We start from the raw sequence: 16492 nt of genomic DNA, 5'->3' as shown, positions 1-16492 counted from the left end.
GGCAAGAAAATGTCACTCTAGGGAGGCGAAGGGATCTCGACCAAACCGTACTCTGCCGAGGCTCATGAATTTTTTGGGTGTTGGACTGCCGGAAATGTTGGTCATCTTTGCGGTGGCTCTCTTGGTTTTTGGGCCCCGCAAACTGCCGGAGATTGGTCGCACGCTGGCCAAAACCCTGCGCAGCCTGCAGGATGCTTCCAGAGAGTTCGAGGCGCAACTGAACAAAGAGGCCCAAGAGCTGGAGAAAGCCACCCGCGGGACAACGGCTGCTGCCACTCCCAAGGCTTCCCGAACAGCAGTCACCGAGTCAGTTGCCGATACGCCCCCCCCAGAGACGGATCCCGTCCCATCCGTAGCCGACGACGCTCAAACAGCAGACGCTGCCTAACCTATGGCCCGCTTTAACCCCCTTTGCTTCGGCATGGAAATCACGCGCTTGTTCGAGCAAGGGCAGTCCTACTTCGCTCCTGCTAAGGTGGAGACCTGGCTGCGGCAGCATGGCCAAAACCCGTCTGACTATGAGATCTCGTTTCACCAGGAACTGCCCCCTGCCGGCTCTTCTGCGGCGATGTGGATTCGCATCGACCTAAAGCGTTGGGATGGCCAGCCGGTGGATCCCTGGCTATTGGAAGAGATCAACCGGGTAGATTGAGAATGGATTGCTCTTGGGGAGAGCCAGTCCCCACAAAGTTGAGGCTGTTGTCTACCGATGCCCAGTGCCACCCTGTTGGTATCTTGCCCCGATCAAAAAGGGCTGGTAGCCAAGCTCTCCAGCTTCATCTACAGCTACGGCGGCAACATCATTCACGCCGATCACCATACGGATCCCGAGGCAGGACTGTTCTTGAGCCGCATCGAGTGGGACTTGCAGGGCTTCCAACTGGAGCGAGGGGAAATTGTCCCCGCCTTTTCGGGTATTGCCCGTGGGATCCAAGCCAACTGGGAACTGCATTTCTCCGACACTCGCCGTCGCATTGCGTTGTGGGCCAGCAAGCAAACCCACTGCCTTTTGGATCTGATCTGGCGGCAAAGGGCGGGAGAACTGCCCGCCGAGATCCCCTTGATCATCAGCAATCACCCCGACCTGGAATCAGTGGCCCGCTCCTTCGGTACCGATTACTACCACATCCCCGTTTCTCCAGAGGGCAAAGCCGCAGCCGAAGCCAGTCAGCTCGCTCTCCTGCAGGAATATCGAATTGACCTGGTGGTGTTGGCCAAGTACATGCAGGTCTTGAGTGGGTCGCTGCTCCGCCAAGCCCCGCCGGTCATCAACATTCACCATTCCACCCTGCCCGCCTTTGCCGGAGCCAACCCCTACCACCGCGCCCATCAACGGGGGGTGAAGATCATCGGCGCGACTGCCCACTATGCCACCGAAGATCTGGACGAAGGGCCGATCATCGAGCAAGACGTGGTGCGGGTCAGTCACCGCGATACCGTTGCCGACCTCGTCCGCAAAGGCCGCGACATGGAACGCCTAGTCCTGGCACGGGCAGTGCGGTATCACCTGGAGAATCGGGTGCTGGTGTACCACAACAAAACGGTGGTGTTTGCCTGATCAGCCCGCGGGCGCAGCGTCGCTCAACGGGATCCCTTTCTGGTTTCGTAGGAGAGCCAAGATCTCGTCCTTCACCTCTTGGAAGGAAGAAGTGCGCTTGAGACTGTAGTCGCGCCGACTGGGGAAATCAACCCGGAGCTCCCGTTTCACCCGCCCAGGATGGGACGTGAGTACATAGATGCGCTGGGCCAGAAAGACGGCCTCTTCCACATCGTGGGTAATCATCAAAATTGAGGTGCGCGTGCGCTGCCAGAGATCCAGCAAAAACTCCTGCATCGTCTCCTTGGTTTGCACGTCCAAAGCGCCAAAAGGCTCATCCATCAGCAAAATCTTCGGTTGGGCCGCCAGAGCTCGGGCAATGGCCACCCGCTGCTGCATACCGCCCGAAAGTTGCCTGGGCAGGGCCTTAGCAAAACGCTCTAGACCGACGATATCTGACGATATCTGGGGAGAAGAAGTCATAAGCCCTGAAGTTCAGGTAACTGTGCAGCCAGCTTGAGAACAGCTGTTCGCTGGCCCAGATTCTGGAGTCGGGTTGAGATAAGCAGCAAATAGTTAAGTTGGCTACAGAATCCCCTGACTTGTTGCTTAGGTCTGCTTTGAATCTTGGGTCTTCTTTGAGATTTATAGGATCCCTCAATACTCGAAGGTCATGGGCGGGAAGCGGGAAGGGCGGGATCTGAGCTGGGCCGGTTCAGAGGGGGGAGCGGGATCCCGGAAGGCTTTTGCCTCCTGCTGAAGGTGCTGCATGGCCTGCTCGATTTCCTGGAGTCGCGCGTGGATTTGCCCTTGCCGCTCTCGAATAAACTCTAGCTCTTGGTTGAGCCGCTGCTTTTCCACGGTGAGCTGCTGCATTTCGGCATAGAGGGCGGATTCGGTTTGGCGGCGAGGGATCGAGCGCAGCTTGGGGCGAGGTCGAGTTCGGGGCACACGGGGCAAGCTCATAAGGGGGGATCCCGGAAAACGGCTTGCGCCTATCCTAGCGTGCTCTTGGCGGCCCTTCTATTCCTAGGTAGGATCCATTCGTCCGGTGTGGAAAACAGCGATGGTGGAAACTGGAGCAGACCTGTTGCAACGCTACGGCAGCGGTGAGCGGGACTTCAGCAACAGCCAACTGGCCGGAGCTGATCTGGCCGGGGCCGACTTGGCCGGGATCGACTTGGGGGGATCCATTCTCCGCCAGGCAAAGCTGGCCTCTGCCAACCTGGAGCGGGCCTACCTGAGCGGCGCCGACCTCAGCCAAGCGGATCTGCAGGGATCCAACCTGCGGCTGGCCAACCTAGAGAAAGCCAAGCTGCAGGGATCCCGATTGCAGGGAGCCAACTTGCGTGGGGCCAACCTGGCGGAAGCGGACTTGAGCGAAGCCGATCTCAGCCAAGCGGACCTGGCAGGGGCCAATCTCACCGGGGCCAACTTGAGAGGAGCCCTTCTTGCCCAGTGCAAACTCAAGCTGGCCAACCTGCGAGGGGCTTGCTACGACGCCACCACTCAGATGGAAGCGGATATCACTCCAGCAGAGCTGGGCATGGTTCAAGCCTAGAGGGGGAAATGGGGCTAGTCCTCCGGCTCCAAGTCCAGGATCTCCTGGATCTCAGCATCGGTATAGCCCACCGCCCGCAACTTCTCCGATACCGTCTGAATCTCCCCTGGAGACAAATCCTGCTGCCGTACCCGATCCCAGAGATTGGCCACAATCTGCAGCAGCAAACCGCTGCTCTCCGCCTCAAACAGCTCAAAAGCCGTGGCTAGCTCAATGGCCTGCAACACCTCCTCGGCACTGCCAATCGGCTGATCGAGGGATCGTTCCTCCAGCTCCACCAGCAACTGGCGCAGTTGGTTCAGGCCATCCCCAAGAGCAGACATACAGCAGGCTCCACAACGGCACTCGAACCCTCACCCTAGCAGACCCCTATCATTCCGCAAAAGGAATCCCGCCAATTCTGCGGCAGCTACAGCTATTCTGATTAAGAGAGCGATTCAACTGCAATCGAGGCGATTGTCGAGTCAGCATAGACAATCAACAACACCCAAACAACACCGAGAGGAGATGCATGAGTATGGCCCCAGTGAACGTCCTGCCCAATACCCCCCAGCCTTTAGCCGATGAGGGTGGCACCACCTTGGACTATGGCAGCGCGGTTTACCGGCAGGCCTACTCTCGCATCAACGGCATTGTGATCGAAGGGGAACAAGAAGCCCACGACAACTACCTCAAGCTGGCCGAGATGTTGCCGGAAGGGGCAGAGGAGCTGCACAAGCTGGCCAAGATGGAATTGCGGCACATGAAAGGCTTTCAATCCTGCGGCAAAAACCTGCAGGTAGAGCCGGATAGGGAGTTTGCCCGCACTTTCTTCACCCCTTTGCGCAACAATTTCCAAAAAGCGGCAGCAGCCGGAGACCTAGTTACCTGCTTGGTCATTCAGTCGCTGATCATCGAATGCTTTGCCATTGCCGCCTACAACATTTACATCCCCGTCGCCGATGAGTTTGCCCGCAAGATCACCGAGGGGGTGGTCAAGGATGAATATCTGCACCTCAATTTTGGAGAGCGCTGGCTAGGGGAGCATTTTGGCGAGGTCAAAGGGCAGATCGAAGCGGCCAACGCCCAGAACCTGCCCTTGGTCTGGCAGATGCTGCAGCAGGTGGACCAGGATGTAGAAGCCATCTATATGGATCGCGAGGCCATCGTCGAGGATTTTATGATTGCCTATGGAGAGGCGCTGGCCAACATCGGCTTCAGCACCCGCGAGGTGATGCGCCTCTCAGCCCAGGGTTTGCGGGCAGCATGACCCATCTCAGCATTCATCCTCTGCCGGCGGACTGCAGTTCTAGGCTGGCTACAGGCGGGTATGGACATGTTTTGATGGGATCCATCAGTTATCCAAGCGGGTAAACCTTTATGTTCGGCCTGATTGGGCACTTGACCAGCCTGGCCCATGCGAAGCGGGTGGCAGACAAGCTGGGTTATTCCGAATATGCGGAGAGCGACCTGGAGTTCTGGTGCATGGCTCCCCCTCAGGTGGTGGACGAGATCACGGTAACCAGCATCACCGGCCAAAAGATTTATGGGCAGTACGTCGAATCCTGTTTCTTGCCGGAGATGTTGGCGGGGGGACGGGTGAAGGCAGCTTGTCGGAAAGTGTTGAATGCCATGGCCCTAGCCCAGCGGCGCGGCTTGAACATTACTGCTTTGGGGGGATTTAGCAGCATCATTTTTGAGACTTTTCGCCTCGACAGTCTCCGGCGAGTCCGCAACATTGACTTGGAGATCCAACGCTTTACCACCGGCAATACCCACACGGCCTACATCATCTGTCAGCAACTGCAGTTGGCGGCCCAGCGCTACGCCATGGACTTGGCAGCCGCTACGGTTGCGGTGGTGGGGGCGACCGGAGATATCGGCAGCGCCATTTGTCAATGGTTGGTGGCCCACACTCACTTGGGCAAATTGTTGCTCATCGCCCGAGAGCGACGGCGTCTGGAGGAATTGCAGGCCAAGCTCAAGCAGGGGGAGATCTCTTCGCTGGAAGAGGCCCTGCCCCGCGCTGACTTTATCGTTTGGGTGGCCAGCATGAGCCAAGGCATGGCCCTCGATCCCCAAGTTTTGCCGGATCCCTGTGTCATCATCGACGGTGGCTACCCAAAGAACATCGCCTCCAGCTTGCAGCGAAAGGGACTCTACGTCATTGACGGGGGGATGGTGGAGCACTCTTTGGATATTGAATGGAACATCATGCAGTTTTTGAATGTGGCCAACCCGGCCCGTCAGCTTTTTGCCTGCTTTGCTGAATCCATGCTGCTGGAGTTTGAGGGGCTGTACACCAATTTCAGTTGGGGCCGTAATTTGATCACCCTTGAGAAATTGGATCTGATCGGGCAGCTTTCCCGCAAGCATGGGTTCCGCCCCCTCATGCCCGAAGCCTAATTGAGATTCAAAATGAAGAGAGTCTCAGCCACAGCAGAGGTGCTGCCCCTGGTTAGGTCAATCAGCCCTCGACCGAAGCCGGACAAAACCCGAAGACCAAACGCCGAGAGACGGTCGCCATGCCCCAGTCCTTTACTGCCCACCTTTGGCAAGCCATTCAGCCCATCTACAAGCAAATCCTCGATCACCCCTTCAACCGAGAGTTGGCAGCGGGCAGCCTATCGCGGCAGCGGTTCCAGTTTTACTTGCAGCAGGATGCTCTTTATCTCACGGATTTTGCCCGCGCCCTGGCCTTGATTGGAGCTCGTTCCGAAGGGGCTGAGCAGGTGGTGAGTTTCTTGAACTTTGCCCTGGGAGCCATTGTGGCCGAACGCAGCCTGCACGAAAGCTATTTTCGCCTCTACGACATTCAACCCGAAACAGCCTATGCCCCTGCCTGCTTCGCCTATACCCGTTTTTTGTTGGCTGCGGCGGCTGTGGATCCCTATGAGGTGGCCATTGCCGCTGTGCTGCCCTGCTTTTGGATCTACCGAGAGGTGGGATCCGCCATCTATCGCACCGCACAGCCTGACAATCCCTACCAACAGTGGATCGACACCTACGCCGGGGAAGAATTTGCCCAAGTGGTGCAGCAGGCTTTGGACATCACCGACTCCGTCGCTCAGCAGGCTACAGAACCGCTGCGGGAAAAGATGAGGGCAGCTTTTGTCACTGCCTCCCGGTTGGAATGGCTGTTTTGGGACAGTGCCTATCGCCTCGAATCTTGGCAACCCGCCTAATCCTCAGCCGGTCGGGCTGGCTTACCAGACAGCAACTGCTGGGCTTGCGCGAAAACGGCATCCAACATCGGCTCCGTCAGCAGCCGTGTGGCCGTGTTGCGCCGGCTGGGATGGTAAGACGCCAGCAAATAGCGACCCTCTGCCAGGGGAATAACGCAGTTGTGGCCAAAGCGGGGACGGGGCCTGAGAGGTGGCAAGAGCGTCAGAGCGTGTTGGAAGGCAAAATGCCCCAACGTCAGGATCACCCGCACCTGGGTTAGCAGCTCCAGCTCTTGCTTCAGGTAGCCCAGGCAGGTCTTGGCTTCTATGGCGGTGGGGCGGTTCTCCGGGGGCACACAGCGCACCACTGCCGAGATGTAGCAATCCTGCAATTGCAGGCCATCCTCTCGGTGGGTAGAGGTGGGCTGATTGGCAAACCCGGCTCGGTACAGGGCGCGAAACAGCCAGTCCCCGCTGGGATCCCCGGTAAACACGCGCCCGGTGCGGTTGCCCCCATGGGCTGCCGGCGCCAACCCGATCACCCACAGCCGCGCCTGCGGATCCCCGAACCCTGGCACCGGTCGGCCCCAGTAGAGCTGGTCGCGAAAACGGGCCACCTTCTGAAGGGCGACTGACTCTCGCCAGGCCACCAAGCGGGGGCAGCGGCAGCAACTGACGATTTCAGTTTGCAAAGTGGCCCAATCCTGGAGACCCAGCGCCTCACTCCTCCTCGTCGTCATCCTCCTCTAGCTCGTCGAAGGCAGGGGTGGAATCGTCGATCAATTGATCATCTTCCAAGATCAAACGAGGCGGCAGCTCCGGCAACACCGCAGGCTCTTCCTCCTCTTCGTCAGGCTCCGGCTCGGCGGCAATCTCCTCGTAGGTGGTGAAGCCCGTGCCTGCCGGGATCAAGCGCCCGATGATTACGTTTTCCTTCAAGCCGCGCAGCCAGTCGGATTTGCCCTCAATGGCCGCCTCAGTCAGCACGCGGGTGGTTTCCTGGAAGCTGGCCGCTGAGATGAAGCTGTCGGTATTCAAGCTGGCCTTGGTGATCCCCAGCAGGACGGGCGTGTATTTGGCCGGCGCTCCTCCAGTAATGGCCATGGTGGCATTGATCTGCTGGATTTCCCGCAACTCCACCAGCTCGCCCGGCAGCAGGATGGTGTCGCCGCCATCATCCACCCGCACCTTGGAGGTCATCTGGCGCACCACGATCTCGATGTGTTTGTCGGAGATCTCCACCCCCTGGGAGCGGTAGACGTTCTGCACTTCGTTGACAAAGAAGCGCTGCACCTCCCGCAGAGCCAACCGTGCGGCTTGGTCATCTCCCAAGGTTTGGCGATGGTACTCGTAGTAGATCTCCAAGAGGTCGTGGGGGTTGGCAGGGCCATCGGTTAGGGGATCCCCCACCCCCACCGGCTGTCCATCTACCACGATCAAGCTCTGCCCCGGCAGCACAGGATAGTCTCTAACCGTGCCATCGGCTTCGATGACCTTGAGATCTGGCTCTTCTCCCCGCCAGCTCAGTTGAACGGTGCCGGGCCGCTTGGCCAGAACACACATTTCCTTGGGCTTGCGGGCCTCCAGCAGCTCCTCAATCCGTGGCAGACCCTGGATGATGTCCCCTGTCTTGGCCCGCTCGAACACCAAGAGGGCCAGAGAATCCCCCCGCTGCACCAGATCGCCATTCCGTACCTGCAGGATGGCACCCGCAGAAACCAAGTAGGGCCGCGCCATCCGCAACAGGACTTGGCCGTCCGTTATCTGCATCACCTGTCCTGACTGTGGAGAAGGGATCCCGGGAGCAAGCTCGTCCCCAGCCCGCACCAGCGCCCCCACTTCCACATTGGCTGGGCCCGTCAGGGGCACCTGCACCAGATCGTCGTCGGTAATCACCAGCACCCGCCGTACCACCTCCGCTCCCTCGCGGATCCCTTGGACGATCCCGGCCTTTTTGGCTTGGATTTCGGTGCGGGCGATAACATCTCCGCTGGCGATGGAGTCTCCTTCCTTCACCAACAGCCGCGTGTGGGTACTCCCCTGCGTCAGATCCGCTTCCACGTCGCGGCGCAGCAACAGGGTTTCCAGAATCACCAGTTGCAGGCGGCGAATATCTGGATCCTTCTCATCTTGGATCAGCTCGATATCGGCCTTCAGTTGTGGGGCGTCGGTATCGATTTCCAGCACCAGTTGGGTGCGCAGGAGCTCTACAGGGCCTACCGACTTCACCCGCTCCCCATCTTTGAAGGGAACCCGCTGCACCGCCCGCAGACGAATGGAGCGACCGGACTCGCTGGTGGACTCTTGAGTGGGCACCAAGGGCCGGTCGGGGATCTCGTACTCCTGCACCGGACGCAGCAGCAAGCCTGGGCCTTCGGGAGTTTCCACGTGTTCCAGGTAGACCAGTCGGTCGGGAACGATGCTGCTGAGCACCGGTTGCCCTGGCTGGATTAGGGTGCCACTTTTCACTTCCAAGTCGGCGGGGTTGTCCACCAGATGCAGGGATCCCGGCTTGATGACAATCTCCCGCAGAATGTCGTTCTTCTGGATGACTTCGACAACACCGGCATTCTGGCAAAAGATGTCTTTCACCACCTCAGTGCCTGCTTCCACATACTGGCCATCGTCCACGTTCAGCAGGGAGATGTCCTTGTTCACCTCGTGGGTCTCTTCTGGGATCCACAGCAGGGTGCCGCCCTGGATGACTTCGTAACCTTGCTTGGCCTTGCCGCGCCGTGCCACCTCAATGCCGGCGAACTTCACCAAGCCTCCCGTCTGACTGCGGAAGTGGTTGTCGATCAGCTCCGCCACCACCTCATCGTTGCCCACTTTGGTGCCCGGAGTAGCCTTGAGAACAAAGGTCTGCCCACTGGAAGTGTCCAGCAAAAATTGTTCCCGCCCCTGGTGGGATTCCACCCGTACCCGTGCTTCCCGCAACACCACCGAAGCGTTGATGATCTCCACCTCGCGCCCACTTCTGGTGTCGCTGCGCTCCGGTAGCCGCACAATGCCGCCATGCTCCGTCACCAGCGAGGTTTCGGCGATCACATCCCCCGCCTGCACCCGATCCCCGTTTTTCACCACCGGCTCGGCCCCCGGAGGCAGGTTGTACACCTGTCCAGACATCACCCAGATCAATCCCTGCCGCTGGGCAGTGTAGGTGGTGTTACCCTGGCGGTCAGTCTTCTCCTCGATGGGCAGATCGGCAAAGCGAATTTCTCCAGCCAGGTCGGCCACCACCTCTTTCTGGGCTTTCTCGGTGCTCTTACGGCTGGCCTTGGCCAGGGACACCTCTGCAATCAACTGATCCCGCTGCACCTGGGCTCCGTCCCGCACCAGCAGGGTGGATCCCTGAGTCATGTCGAAGGACTCCCGTTGACCGTCTGGGCCTTCCAAGATGATTTGGTTGTTTACCTCCACTTGTAGAGCATCGTCGCCGTGGCGGGTACGGAAGGGGCGGGTGCGCAGATTTTTCGGGAAGCGCACCACACCCGCAAAGGGGGCGCGAATTTGGCGGGCCACCTCCCCTGTAAACACGCCTCCCGTGTGGAAGGTGCGCATCGTCAACTGGGTGCCCGGCTCCCCAATCGATTGGGCGGCGATGATCCCGACCGCTTCCCCCAGATCCACCAAGCGGGAATGGGCCAAGCTCCAGCCATAACACATCCGGCACACGGAGCGGTTGGCTTCACAGGTGAGGGGAGAACGCACCATCACCTGCCGGATGCCGGCCTCTGCAATGGTTCTAGCCAAGTCGTGATCCACTTCTTGGTTGCGGCGGGCGAGGATCTCCTGGGTTTGTGGATGCACCACGTCGCGCGCCAACACTCGGCCCACCAAGCGCTCCTCCAGAGACACCACCACCTTGTCCCCGTCCATCAGGTATTCCAGAAGGATGCCCTGCTCAGTGCCGCAGTCGGATTCCCGCACGATCACATCCTGAGACACATCCACCAAGCGGCGGGTGAGGTAGCCGGAGTCGGCGGTGCGCAGGGCCGTATCCACCAAGCCCTTGCGGGCCCCATAGGAAGAGATGATGTACTCGGTAACGGTCAGGCCCTCGCGGAAATTGGTTTTGATGGGCAAATCGATGATCTCCCCCTGGGGGTTGGCCATCAGGCCGCGCATGCCCACCAACTGCCGTACCTGGGAGACATTCCCCCTCGCCCCCGAGTTGGCCATCATGTAGACGGAGTTGAGGGGATCGTTCTGCCGGAAGTTGTTGAGCATCTCCTCTTTGATCTGGTCGTTGATCTGGTTCCAGGTGTCGATCACCTTTTGGTAGCGCTCCACCTCTGTGATTTCTCCACGGGTATAGCGCTCGGTGGCCGCCTCGATCTCGGCTTCCGCTTGTGCCAACAACTGCCGCTTGCTGGGGGGAACGCGCAGGTCTTCAACGCTGATGGAGACGGCTGCCTGGGTGGCGTATTTGAAGCCCAGGGTCTTCAGAGCATCCGCCATCTGAGCGGTGCGGGCTGTGCCGTAGCGGGCAAAGGACCAGGCAATCAGGTTACGCAGCTCTTTTTTGCCAATTTGATAGTTGCGAAAGGGCACAGGGGGCAAAGGGGCGTCGGCTTTGTTGCCGTCGGCAGCCTGCCGCGACAGGCCAGCGGAAAATCGTCCTTTTTCGCTCATGATGCCTCGCTAGAGAGAAGGGGAGAGAAGAGCCGTCCTACGGCAGAGGGTAACTACGCAGACAAAATATCCTGCACGGTCTTGTTAAAAATGATCCGGCCCGGCGTGGTGCGAATGTACTGGCTGATCACGTTGCCGTTTTGATCTTCGCGGATACGGCGGTAGTTGGTGATCTTGAGGCGAATGCCGCCCGGTTCTTCGATGATTTGCGGCTCGGACTCTTTTTCGCCCTTGCCCAACTCCATCGGGCCGTGGTAGCGCACCCAGACCTTGCTGTGCAGGCCGATAGCGCCGCGGTCGTAGGCGATGAGAGCATCTTCCAAGCTGGCGAAGAAGCGATCGCCAATATCTGGCGCGTGGGGGTTGTCCGCCGTCAGGTAGTAGCACCCCAACACCATATCTTGGCTGGGGGTGATGATGGGAGCGCCGGTGGCCGGGGAGAGGATGTTGTTGGTGGCCAGCATCAGCAGGCGCGCTTCCGCCTGGGCTTCCAACGACAGGGGCACATGCACCGCCATCTGGTCGCCGTCGAAGTCAGCATTGAAGGCGGGGCAAACCAGAGGGTGAAGTTGAATCGCCCTTCCCTCCACCAGGATCGGTTCAAAGGCTTGGATCCCGAGGCGGTGCAGGGTGGGGGCACGGTTGAGCAAGACGGGGTGGCCGTCGATCACCTCTTCCAGCACATCCCAAATCTGTGGGTCATTGCTCTGGATCATCTTTTTGGCAGCCTTGATGTTGTTGACAATGCCCCGCTTGATCAATTTGTGGATGACAAAGGGCTGGAACAGCTCGATGGCCATCTCTTTGGGCAGGCCGCACTGGTGCATGCGCAGGCTGGGCCCCACCACGATCACCGAACGTCCGGAGTAGTCCACCCGTTTGCCCAACAGGTTTTGCCGGAAGCGCCCCTGTTTGCCTTCGATGATGTCGGAGAGGGACTTGAGGGGACGGTTGTTGGCCCCCGCCACCACGCGCCCCCGCCGACCGTTGTCGATCAGCGCGTCCACCGCCTCCTGGAGCATGCGCTTTTCGTTGCGCACAATGATCTCCGGCGCCATGATCTCCTGCAGCCGGGCCAGACGGTTGTTGCGGTTGATCACACGACGGTAGAGATCGTTGAGGTCGCTGGTGGCAAAGCGGCCCCCATCCAACTGCACCATGGGACGCAAATCCGGCGGGATCACCGGCAGCACCCGCAACACCATCCACTCCGGACGGGATCCGGTGGCGATGAAGTTGTCGATTACCCGCAGCCGCTTGATCAGGCGCGCCCGCTTTTGGCCGCGAGCAGTGGTGATCTCCTCCCGCAGTTGCTCCGCCTCTTTTTCCAGGTCGATATCCTTGAGCAGGCGCTCGATGGCCTCCGCCCCGATCATCGCCCAGTTCTCCGGCAGTTGCAGTTCGGATCCCTCCTCGTACATCTGATCTTCGATCTCGAGGAATTGATCCTCCGTCAACAGTTGCTTGTAAGAGAGATTCTGGGCATTGCCCGGATCCACCACTACGTAGGCGTTGAAGTATACCACCTGCTCCACATCCCGCAGCGGCATATCCAACAGGGTGGCGATGTGGCTGGGGATCCCTTTCAAATACCAAACATGGGTGACGGGGGCAGCCAACTTGATGTAGCCCATGCGGTGGCGGCGCACCCGCGACTCGGTTACCTCCACCCCACAGCGCTCGCAGACGATCCCCCGATGCCGTACTCGCTTGTACTTACCGCAGTGGCATTCCCAGTCTTTGGCCGGCCCAAAGATGCGCTCACAGAAAAGACCATCCATCTCCGGCTTGAGGGTGCGGTAATTGATGGTCTCGGGCTTGGTGACTTCCCCCACCACTTGACCATTGGGCAGGGTGCGCTGGCCCCACTCCATGATCCGTTCTGGAGAAGCCAAGCCGATTTTGACATAGTCAAAGCGTTGCTCTGTTTTGGCCATCGCCGTTTTCCTCCTGGCTTGCTGAACCCAAAGGAGAGGGAAGCCCCACCCTCCTTCGTGGGTTGAAGGGGATCCCCGTCACGTTCGCGTCAGGGGTGGGGAGCGCTCTCAACCCTCAAAAGTCCTCTTCCTCCTCCTCGTCCTCATCTTCCTCAAGGCTGCGGCTGGCATTCGCGTCAGCGGTGCGGAGCACTCTGGTAAAGGCGGGTGATGGCGAGAGATCCTCAGCCGTAACCGATTCATAGGTGGGTCGAGAGGGAGTGTGACGGTTGGAAGTATCGGCCATCAGATCCACTTCCACATCGTGGGTTTGCCCTTCGCTGTCCACCTCCACCTTGTGTACCGACACATCCAGGCAGAGGGACTGCAACTCCCGTACCAGCACCTTGAAGGACTCCGGCGTGCCGGGTCGAGGGATCGGCTTGCCCTTGACAATGGCGTTGAGAGCCTCGTTGCGCCCCACCATGTCGTCGGACTTGACGGTGAGCAACTCCTGCAGGATGTAGGCTGCCCCAAACGCCTCCAAAGCCCACACCTCCATCTCCCCAAAGCGCTGGCCGCCCTGCTGCGCCTTGCCCCCCAGCGGTTGCTGGGTCACCAAAGAATAGGGGCCGGTGGAGCGGGCATGGATCTTGTCATCCACCAAGTGCACCAGCTTCAGCATGTAGGCGCGGCCCACCGTAACGGGCTGGTCGAAGGGCTCCCCGGTGCGACCATCAAACACCTGGATTTTGCCGCAGTACCTGCCTTCCGGGTTGAAGATCCAGTCCTTGCCGGTCTTCTCTCGGGCTTCCCTCAGCTTGGCCTCCACCGTCAGACGGGAGGCTTCTAAACCGTGCATCTCATCAAAGGGCATCAGCTTGAAGCGCACTCCCAGATGTTCTGCTGCCCAGCCCAGCAGGCACTCGTACACTTGGCCCACGTTCATCCGGGAAGGCACCCCCAAGGGGTTGAGCACCACATCCACCGGTGTGCCGTCCGCTAGGTAGGGCATGTCCTCAATCGGCAAGATGCGGGAGATGATGCCTTTGTTGCCGTGACGGCCCGCGATCTTGTCCCCCACCTGGATTTTGCGCTTGAGGGCAATGTAGACCCGCACCACCATGTTGGCGCCGGGAGGCAGCTCATCCCCCTGTTCGCGGGTAAAGATGCGTACATCCACCACCCGACCGCGCTCGCCGTTGGGCACCCGCAGCGAGTTGTCCCGCACATCCCGAGCCTTTTCCCCGAAAATGGCCCGCAATAGCCGCTCTTCTGGGGGCTGATCCGACTCCCCTTTGGGGGTGACTTTGCCCACCAAAATGTCGCCGGCCTCCACCCAAGCCCCAATGCGCACAATGCCGTTCTCATCCAGGTCCCGCAGGGCATCTTCCCCCACGTTGGGGATTTCGCGGGTGATCTCCTCAGGGCCCAGTTTGGTTTGCCGGGCCTCGATCTCGTGCTTCTCGATGTGTACCGAGGTAAAGACATCGTCGTAGACCAGCCGCTCGCTGATCAAGATGGCATCTTCGTAGTTGTAGCCCTCCCAGGGCATATAGGCCACCAACACGTTTTGGCCCAAAGCCAACTCGCCCCCTTCGGTCGCCGGGCCATCCGCCAGCACCTGGCCAGCCACCACCCGATCCCCCGTATAGACAAGGGGACGCTGGTTGAGGCAGGTGTCTTGGTTGGAGCGCTGGTATTTCTGCAGGCGATAGACAATTGGATCGCCGCCGTCATCTGGCCGAACCACGATTTCGTCGGCGGAAACGTAGGTCACCACGCCATTGGTGCGCGACACCACCACCATGCCGGAGTCGCGTGCCGCCTGGGCTTCCAGGCCAGTGCCCACATAGGGCCGATCCGGCTTGAGCAGGGGCACCGCCTGCCGCTGCATGTTTGCTCCCATCAAGGCACGGTTGGCGTCATCGTGCTCCAGGAAGGGGATCAAGGAGGTGGCCACCGAGATGACCTGCACCGGCGCCACTTGGACGTAGTGCACTTCTGTGGGGTGGGCGGTGGTGAACTCTTGGCGGTAGCGCACCGGCACCAAGTCGGCAGTGATGCGGCCCTCGGCATCCACCGGCACATCCCCCGGGGCCACGCGGTACTCGTCCTCTTCATCGGCAGTGAGGTAGACCATGCCCAGATCTTTGCGCACCACGCCGTTCTCGACCCGGTAATAGGGGCTTTCGATAAAGCCGTACTGGTTGACGCGGGCGTGGGTGGCCAGGGATCCAATCAACCCGGCGTTGGGGCCTTCTGGAGTTTCGATGGGGCAGATGCGGCCGTAGTGGCTGGGGTGGATATCCCGCACCGCAAAGCCGGCCCGTTCCCGACTTAGGCCGCCGGGGCCCAGGGCAGATAACCGGCGCTTGTGGGTCAGCTCCGCCAGGGGATTGGTCTGATCCATGAACTGGGAGAGCTGGCTGGAGCCGAAGAACTCCTTAATGGCCGCCACCAAGGGTTTGGGGTTGACCAAAGAGGCCGGGGTGAGGTTTTCCGACTCGGAGACTGTCATCCGTTCTCGGATGATCCGCTCCAGGCGATTCAGGCCCACCCGCACCTGGTTTTGCAGCAGCTCGCCCACGGAGCGCACGCGGCGGTTGCCCAGGTGGTCGATGTCGTCCACATGGCCGATGTCGTACTCCAAATTGATCAGGTAGTCGATGACGGCCAAAATGTCGGTGACGGTAAGCACCCGCACACTTTCGGCTACGTTCAAATTTAACTTTTTGTTCAGCTTGTAGCGCCCTACCCGGCCCAAATCGTAGCGTTTGGGGTCGAAGAAGCGGGATTCCAGCAACTGCTGGCCACCCGATACGGTGGGGGGTTCCCCGGGCCGCAACTTGCGGTACAGCTCCATTAGGGCTTCTTCTTCGGTGTAGGGCCCCTCTTTCTCCATGGTTTTCTGGAAGAATTCGGGGTGGCGCAGGTTGTCGTAAATCTCGGAGTCGCTCAGGCCCAAGGCTTTCAGCAGAACTGCCGCCGAGAGCTTGCGGGTTTTGTCGATGCGCACCCACACCAGGCCGTTTTTGTCGGTCTCGAACTTCAGCCAGGCACCGCGGTTGGGGATGAGGCTGGCGCTGTAGGTGCGACGCCCGTTTTTGTCCAGCTCCGATTTGTAATAGACGCCGGGGCTGCGCACAATTTGGTTGACGATCACCCGCTCGGCGCCGTTGATGATGAAGGTGCCCCGATCCGTCATCAAGGGCAGTTCGCCGATGAAGACGTCCATGTCTTTGATCTCGCCGGTCTCTTTGTTGATCAGGCGAGTGGGCACCCGGATCTGCGCTTGGTAGGTGGCATCCCGCCGCTTGGCCTCCTCAGGGTCGTAGCGGGGGCGGTTGATCTTGTACCCTTTGGAGGGATCCCCAGGGCGATATTCGGGCAGGAAATGCAGTTCCAGCTTGCCGGTGTAATCGACGATGGGGGAAAAGCTGAGAAGCTCCTCTTCAAACCCTTCTCGCAAAAACCACAAGAAACTCTCCCGCTGAATCTCCACCAGGTCAGGAAAGGTAGGAGCGACAGGGGATGGCACTGCTAATTGTGTCATGCGTTGCTCGGGAGGGGTCGCGCTGCAGTCAGGCCTTCCATTATAGAAACCCCGCCAACGATCGTCAACGAACGTTACAAAGGCCGAGGGGCTGTCCGGATCCCTTGAGGGCTCACTTGGAAAATCTCGGCAAAACCGCTGGGG

The 16492-nt window shown here is 59.7% G+C and carries 13 protein-coding genes and 1 pseudogene; 7 read left to right on the top strand and 7 right to left on the bottom strand.

Annotated elements, in window-relative coordinates; genetic code table 11:
- The first annotated feature begins 64 nt into the window (after nucleotides 1-64).
- From NW839_RS06005 to purU, 3 genes are read left to right on the top strand one after another with little or no spacing between them, the layout of a single operon-like run.
- Entirely contained in the window at nucleotides 65-388 is a 324-nt protein-coding gene (locus tag NW839_RS06005; protein WP_414351361.1) for a TatA/E family twin arginine-targeting protein translocase, read from the top strand.
- A 33-nt stretch (nucleotides 389-421) separates the two neighbouring features.
- Nucleotides 422-652 carry a hypothetical protein gene (locus tag NW839_RS06000; protein WP_414343737.1) on the top strand — a complete coding sequence of 77 codons (231 nt, stop codon included), beginning with the start codon at nucleotides 422-424 and terminating at the stop codon, nucleotides 650-652.
- 57 nt (nucleotides 653-709) lie between these two features.
- The gene (gene purU, locus NW839_RS05995; RefSeq protein WP_414351364.1) at nucleotides 710-1558 is read left to right on the top strand and encodes a formyltetrahydrofolate deformylase; all 849 of its coding nucleotides are present in this window, start codon (nucleotides 710-712) and stop codon (nucleotides 1556-1558) included.
- On the opposite strand, the pseudogene NW839_RS05990 reads toward purU, so the two are convergent.
- Together NW839_RS05990 and NW839_RS05985 are read right to left on the bottom strand one after the other, a co-directional pair.
- Nucleotides 1559-1993: pseudogene (locus NW839_RS05990) on the bottom strand (ABC transporter ATP-binding protein); the annotation flags it as partial.
- 201 nt (nucleotides 1994-2194) lie between these two features.
- A complete protein-coding gene (locus NW839_RS05985; protein WP_414330861.1) occupies nucleotides 2195-2503 on the bottom strand; it encodes a gas vesicle protein GvpV in 309 nt (102 codons plus the stop codon).
- Between the two features lie 100 nt (nucleotides 2504-2603).
- On the opposite strand from NW839_RS05985, the gene NW839_RS05980 reads away from it, so the two are divergent.
- Complete coding sequence (locus NW839_RS05980; protein WP_414351367.1) at nucleotides 2604-3098, top strand: pentapeptide repeat-containing protein; 495 nt, start codon at nucleotides 2604-2606, stop codon at nucleotides 3096-3098.
- A 14-nt stretch (nucleotides 3099-3112) separates the two neighbouring features.
- Here the strand turns inward: NW839_RS05980 and NW839_RS05975 are convergent, their stop codons facing one another.
- Nucleotides 3113-3421 carry a hypothetical protein gene (locus NW839_RS05975; RefSeq protein ID WP_414330858.1) on the bottom strand — a complete coding sequence of 103 codons (309 nt, stop codon included), beginning with the start codon at nucleotides 3419-3421 and terminating at the stop codon, nucleotides 3113-3115.
- A 194-nt stretch (nucleotides 3422-3615) separates the two neighbouring features.
- Between NW839_RS05975 and NW839_RS05970 the strand changes: the two genes are divergently transcribed.
- From NW839_RS05970 to tenA, 3 genes are all read left to right on the top strand, one after another.
- On the top strand, nucleotides 3616-4347 hold the full coding sequence (locus NW839_RS05970) for an aldehyde oxygenase (deformylating) (RefSeq protein ID WP_414351420.1): 732 nt from the start codon (nucleotides 3616-3618) through the stop codon (nucleotides 4345-4347).
- Nucleotides 4348-4457: 110 nt separating this feature from the next.
- Nucleotides 4458-5483 carry a long-chain acyl-[acyl-carrier-protein] reductase gene (locus NW839_RS05965; protein ID WP_011434004.1) on the top strand — a complete coding sequence of 342 codons (1026 nt, stop codon included), beginning with the start codon at nucleotides 4458-4460 and terminating at the stop codon, nucleotides 5481-5483.
- 119 nt (nucleotides 5484-5602) lie between these two features.
- Nucleotides 5603-6262 (top strand): thiaminase II, encoded by a 660-nt coding sequence (gene tenA, locus NW839_RS05960; RefSeq protein WP_011434003.1) that lies wholly within the window; start codon nucleotides 5603-5605, stop codon nucleotides 6260-6262.
- On the opposite strand, the gene NW839_RS05955 is transcribed toward tenA, so the two are convergent.
- The 4 genes from NW839_RS05955 to rpoB all read right to left on the bottom strand — a co-directional run bounded on the left by NW839_RS05955 (nucleotide 6259) and on the right by rpoB (nucleotide 16348).
- Complete coding sequence (locus NW839_RS05955; protein WP_414351370.1) at nucleotides 6259-6981, bottom strand: uracil-DNA glycosylase; 723 nt, start codon at nucleotides 6979-6981, stop codon at nucleotides 6259-6261. The genes tenA and NW839_RS05955 overlap by 4 nt on opposite strands.
- Nucleotides 6962-10876 carry a DNA-directed RNA polymerase subunit beta' gene (locus tag NW839_RS05950; RefSeq protein WP_414380514.1) on the bottom strand — a complete coding sequence of 1305 codons (3915 nt, stop codon included), beginning with the start codon at nucleotides 10874-10876 and terminating at the stop codon, nucleotides 6962-6964. Before NW839_RS05950 ends, NW839_RS05955 begins: the two co-directional genes overlap by 20 nt.
- 53 nt (nucleotides 10877-10929) lie before the next feature.
- The gene (locus tag NW839_RS05945; protein WP_414351372.1) at nucleotides 10930-12813 is read right to left on the bottom strand and encodes a DNA-directed RNA polymerase subunit gamma; all 1884 of its coding nucleotides are present in this window, start codon (nucleotides 12811-12813) and stop codon (nucleotides 10930-10932) included.
- A gap of 115 nt (nucleotides 12814-12928) precedes the next feature.
- Complete coding sequence (gene rpoB, locus NW839_RS05940; RefSeq protein WP_414351375.1) at nucleotides 12929-16348, bottom strand: DNA-directed RNA polymerase subunit beta; 3420 nt, start codon at nucleotides 16346-16348, stop codon at nucleotides 12929-12931.
- Between the last annotated feature and the right edge of the window lie 144 nt (nucleotides 16349-16492).

Source organism: Synechococcus sp. R5-15 (genome assembly GCF_047462035.1).
GTDB lineage: Bacteria > Cyanobacteriota > Cyanobacteriia > Thermostichales > Thermostichaceae > Thermostichus.
The sequence above is the reverse complement of the archived record's forward strand: the minus strand, read 5'-3'. Positions and strand labels throughout refer to the sequence as shown.

Coding starts and splice junctions, on each gene's coding strand:
- NW839_RS05945 (WP_414351372.1), bottom strand. CDS start 12,813: ATGGCCAAAACAGAGCAACGCTTTGACTATGTCAAAATCGGCTTGGCT.
- NW839_RS05980 (WP_414351367.1), top strand. CDS start 2,604: ATGGTGGAAACTGGAGCAGACCTGTTGCAACGCTACGGCAGCGGTGAG.
- rpoB (WP_414351375.1), bottom strand. CDS start 16,348: ATGACACAATTAGCAGTGCCATCCCCTGTCGCTCCTACCTTTCCTGAC.
- NW839_RS05970 (WP_414351420.1), top strand. CDS start 3,616: ATGGCCCCAGTGAACGTCCTGCCCAATACCCCCCAGCCTTTAGCCGAT.
- NW839_RS05985 (WP_414330861.1), bottom strand. CDS start 2,503: ATGAGCTTGCCCCGTGTGCCCCGAACTCGACCTCGCCCCAAGCTGCGC.
- NW839_RS05955 (WP_414351370.1), bottom strand. CDS start 6,981: ATGACGACGAGGAGGAGTGAGGCGCTGGGTCTCCAGGATTGGGCCACT.
- NW839_RS05950 (WP_414380514.1), bottom strand. CDS start 10,876: ATGAGCGAAAAAGGACGATTTTCCGCTGGCCTGTCGCGGCAGGCTGCC.
- NW839_RS05975 (WP_414330858.1), bottom strand. CDS start 3,421: ATGTCTGCTCTTGGGGATGGCCTGAACCAACTGCGCCAGTTGCTGGTG.
- NW839_RS06000 (WP_414343737.1), top strand. CDS start 422: ATGGAAATCACGCGCTTGTTCGAGCAAGGGCAGTCCTACTTCGCTCCT.
- purU (WP_414351364.1), top strand. CDS start 710: ATGCCCAGTGCCACCCTGTTGGTATCTTGCCCCGATCAAAAAGGGCTG.
- tenA (WP_011434003.1), top strand. CDS start 5,603: ATGCCCCAGTCCTTTACTGCCCACCTTTGGCAAGCCATTCAGCCCATC.
- NW839_RS05965 (WP_011434004.1), top strand. CDS start 4,458: ATGTTCGGCCTGATTGGGCACTTGACCAGCCTGGCCCATGCGAAGCGG.
- NW839_RS06005 (WP_414351361.1), top strand. CDS start 65: ATGAATTTTTTGGGTGTTGGACTGCCGGAAATGTTGGTCATCTTTGCG.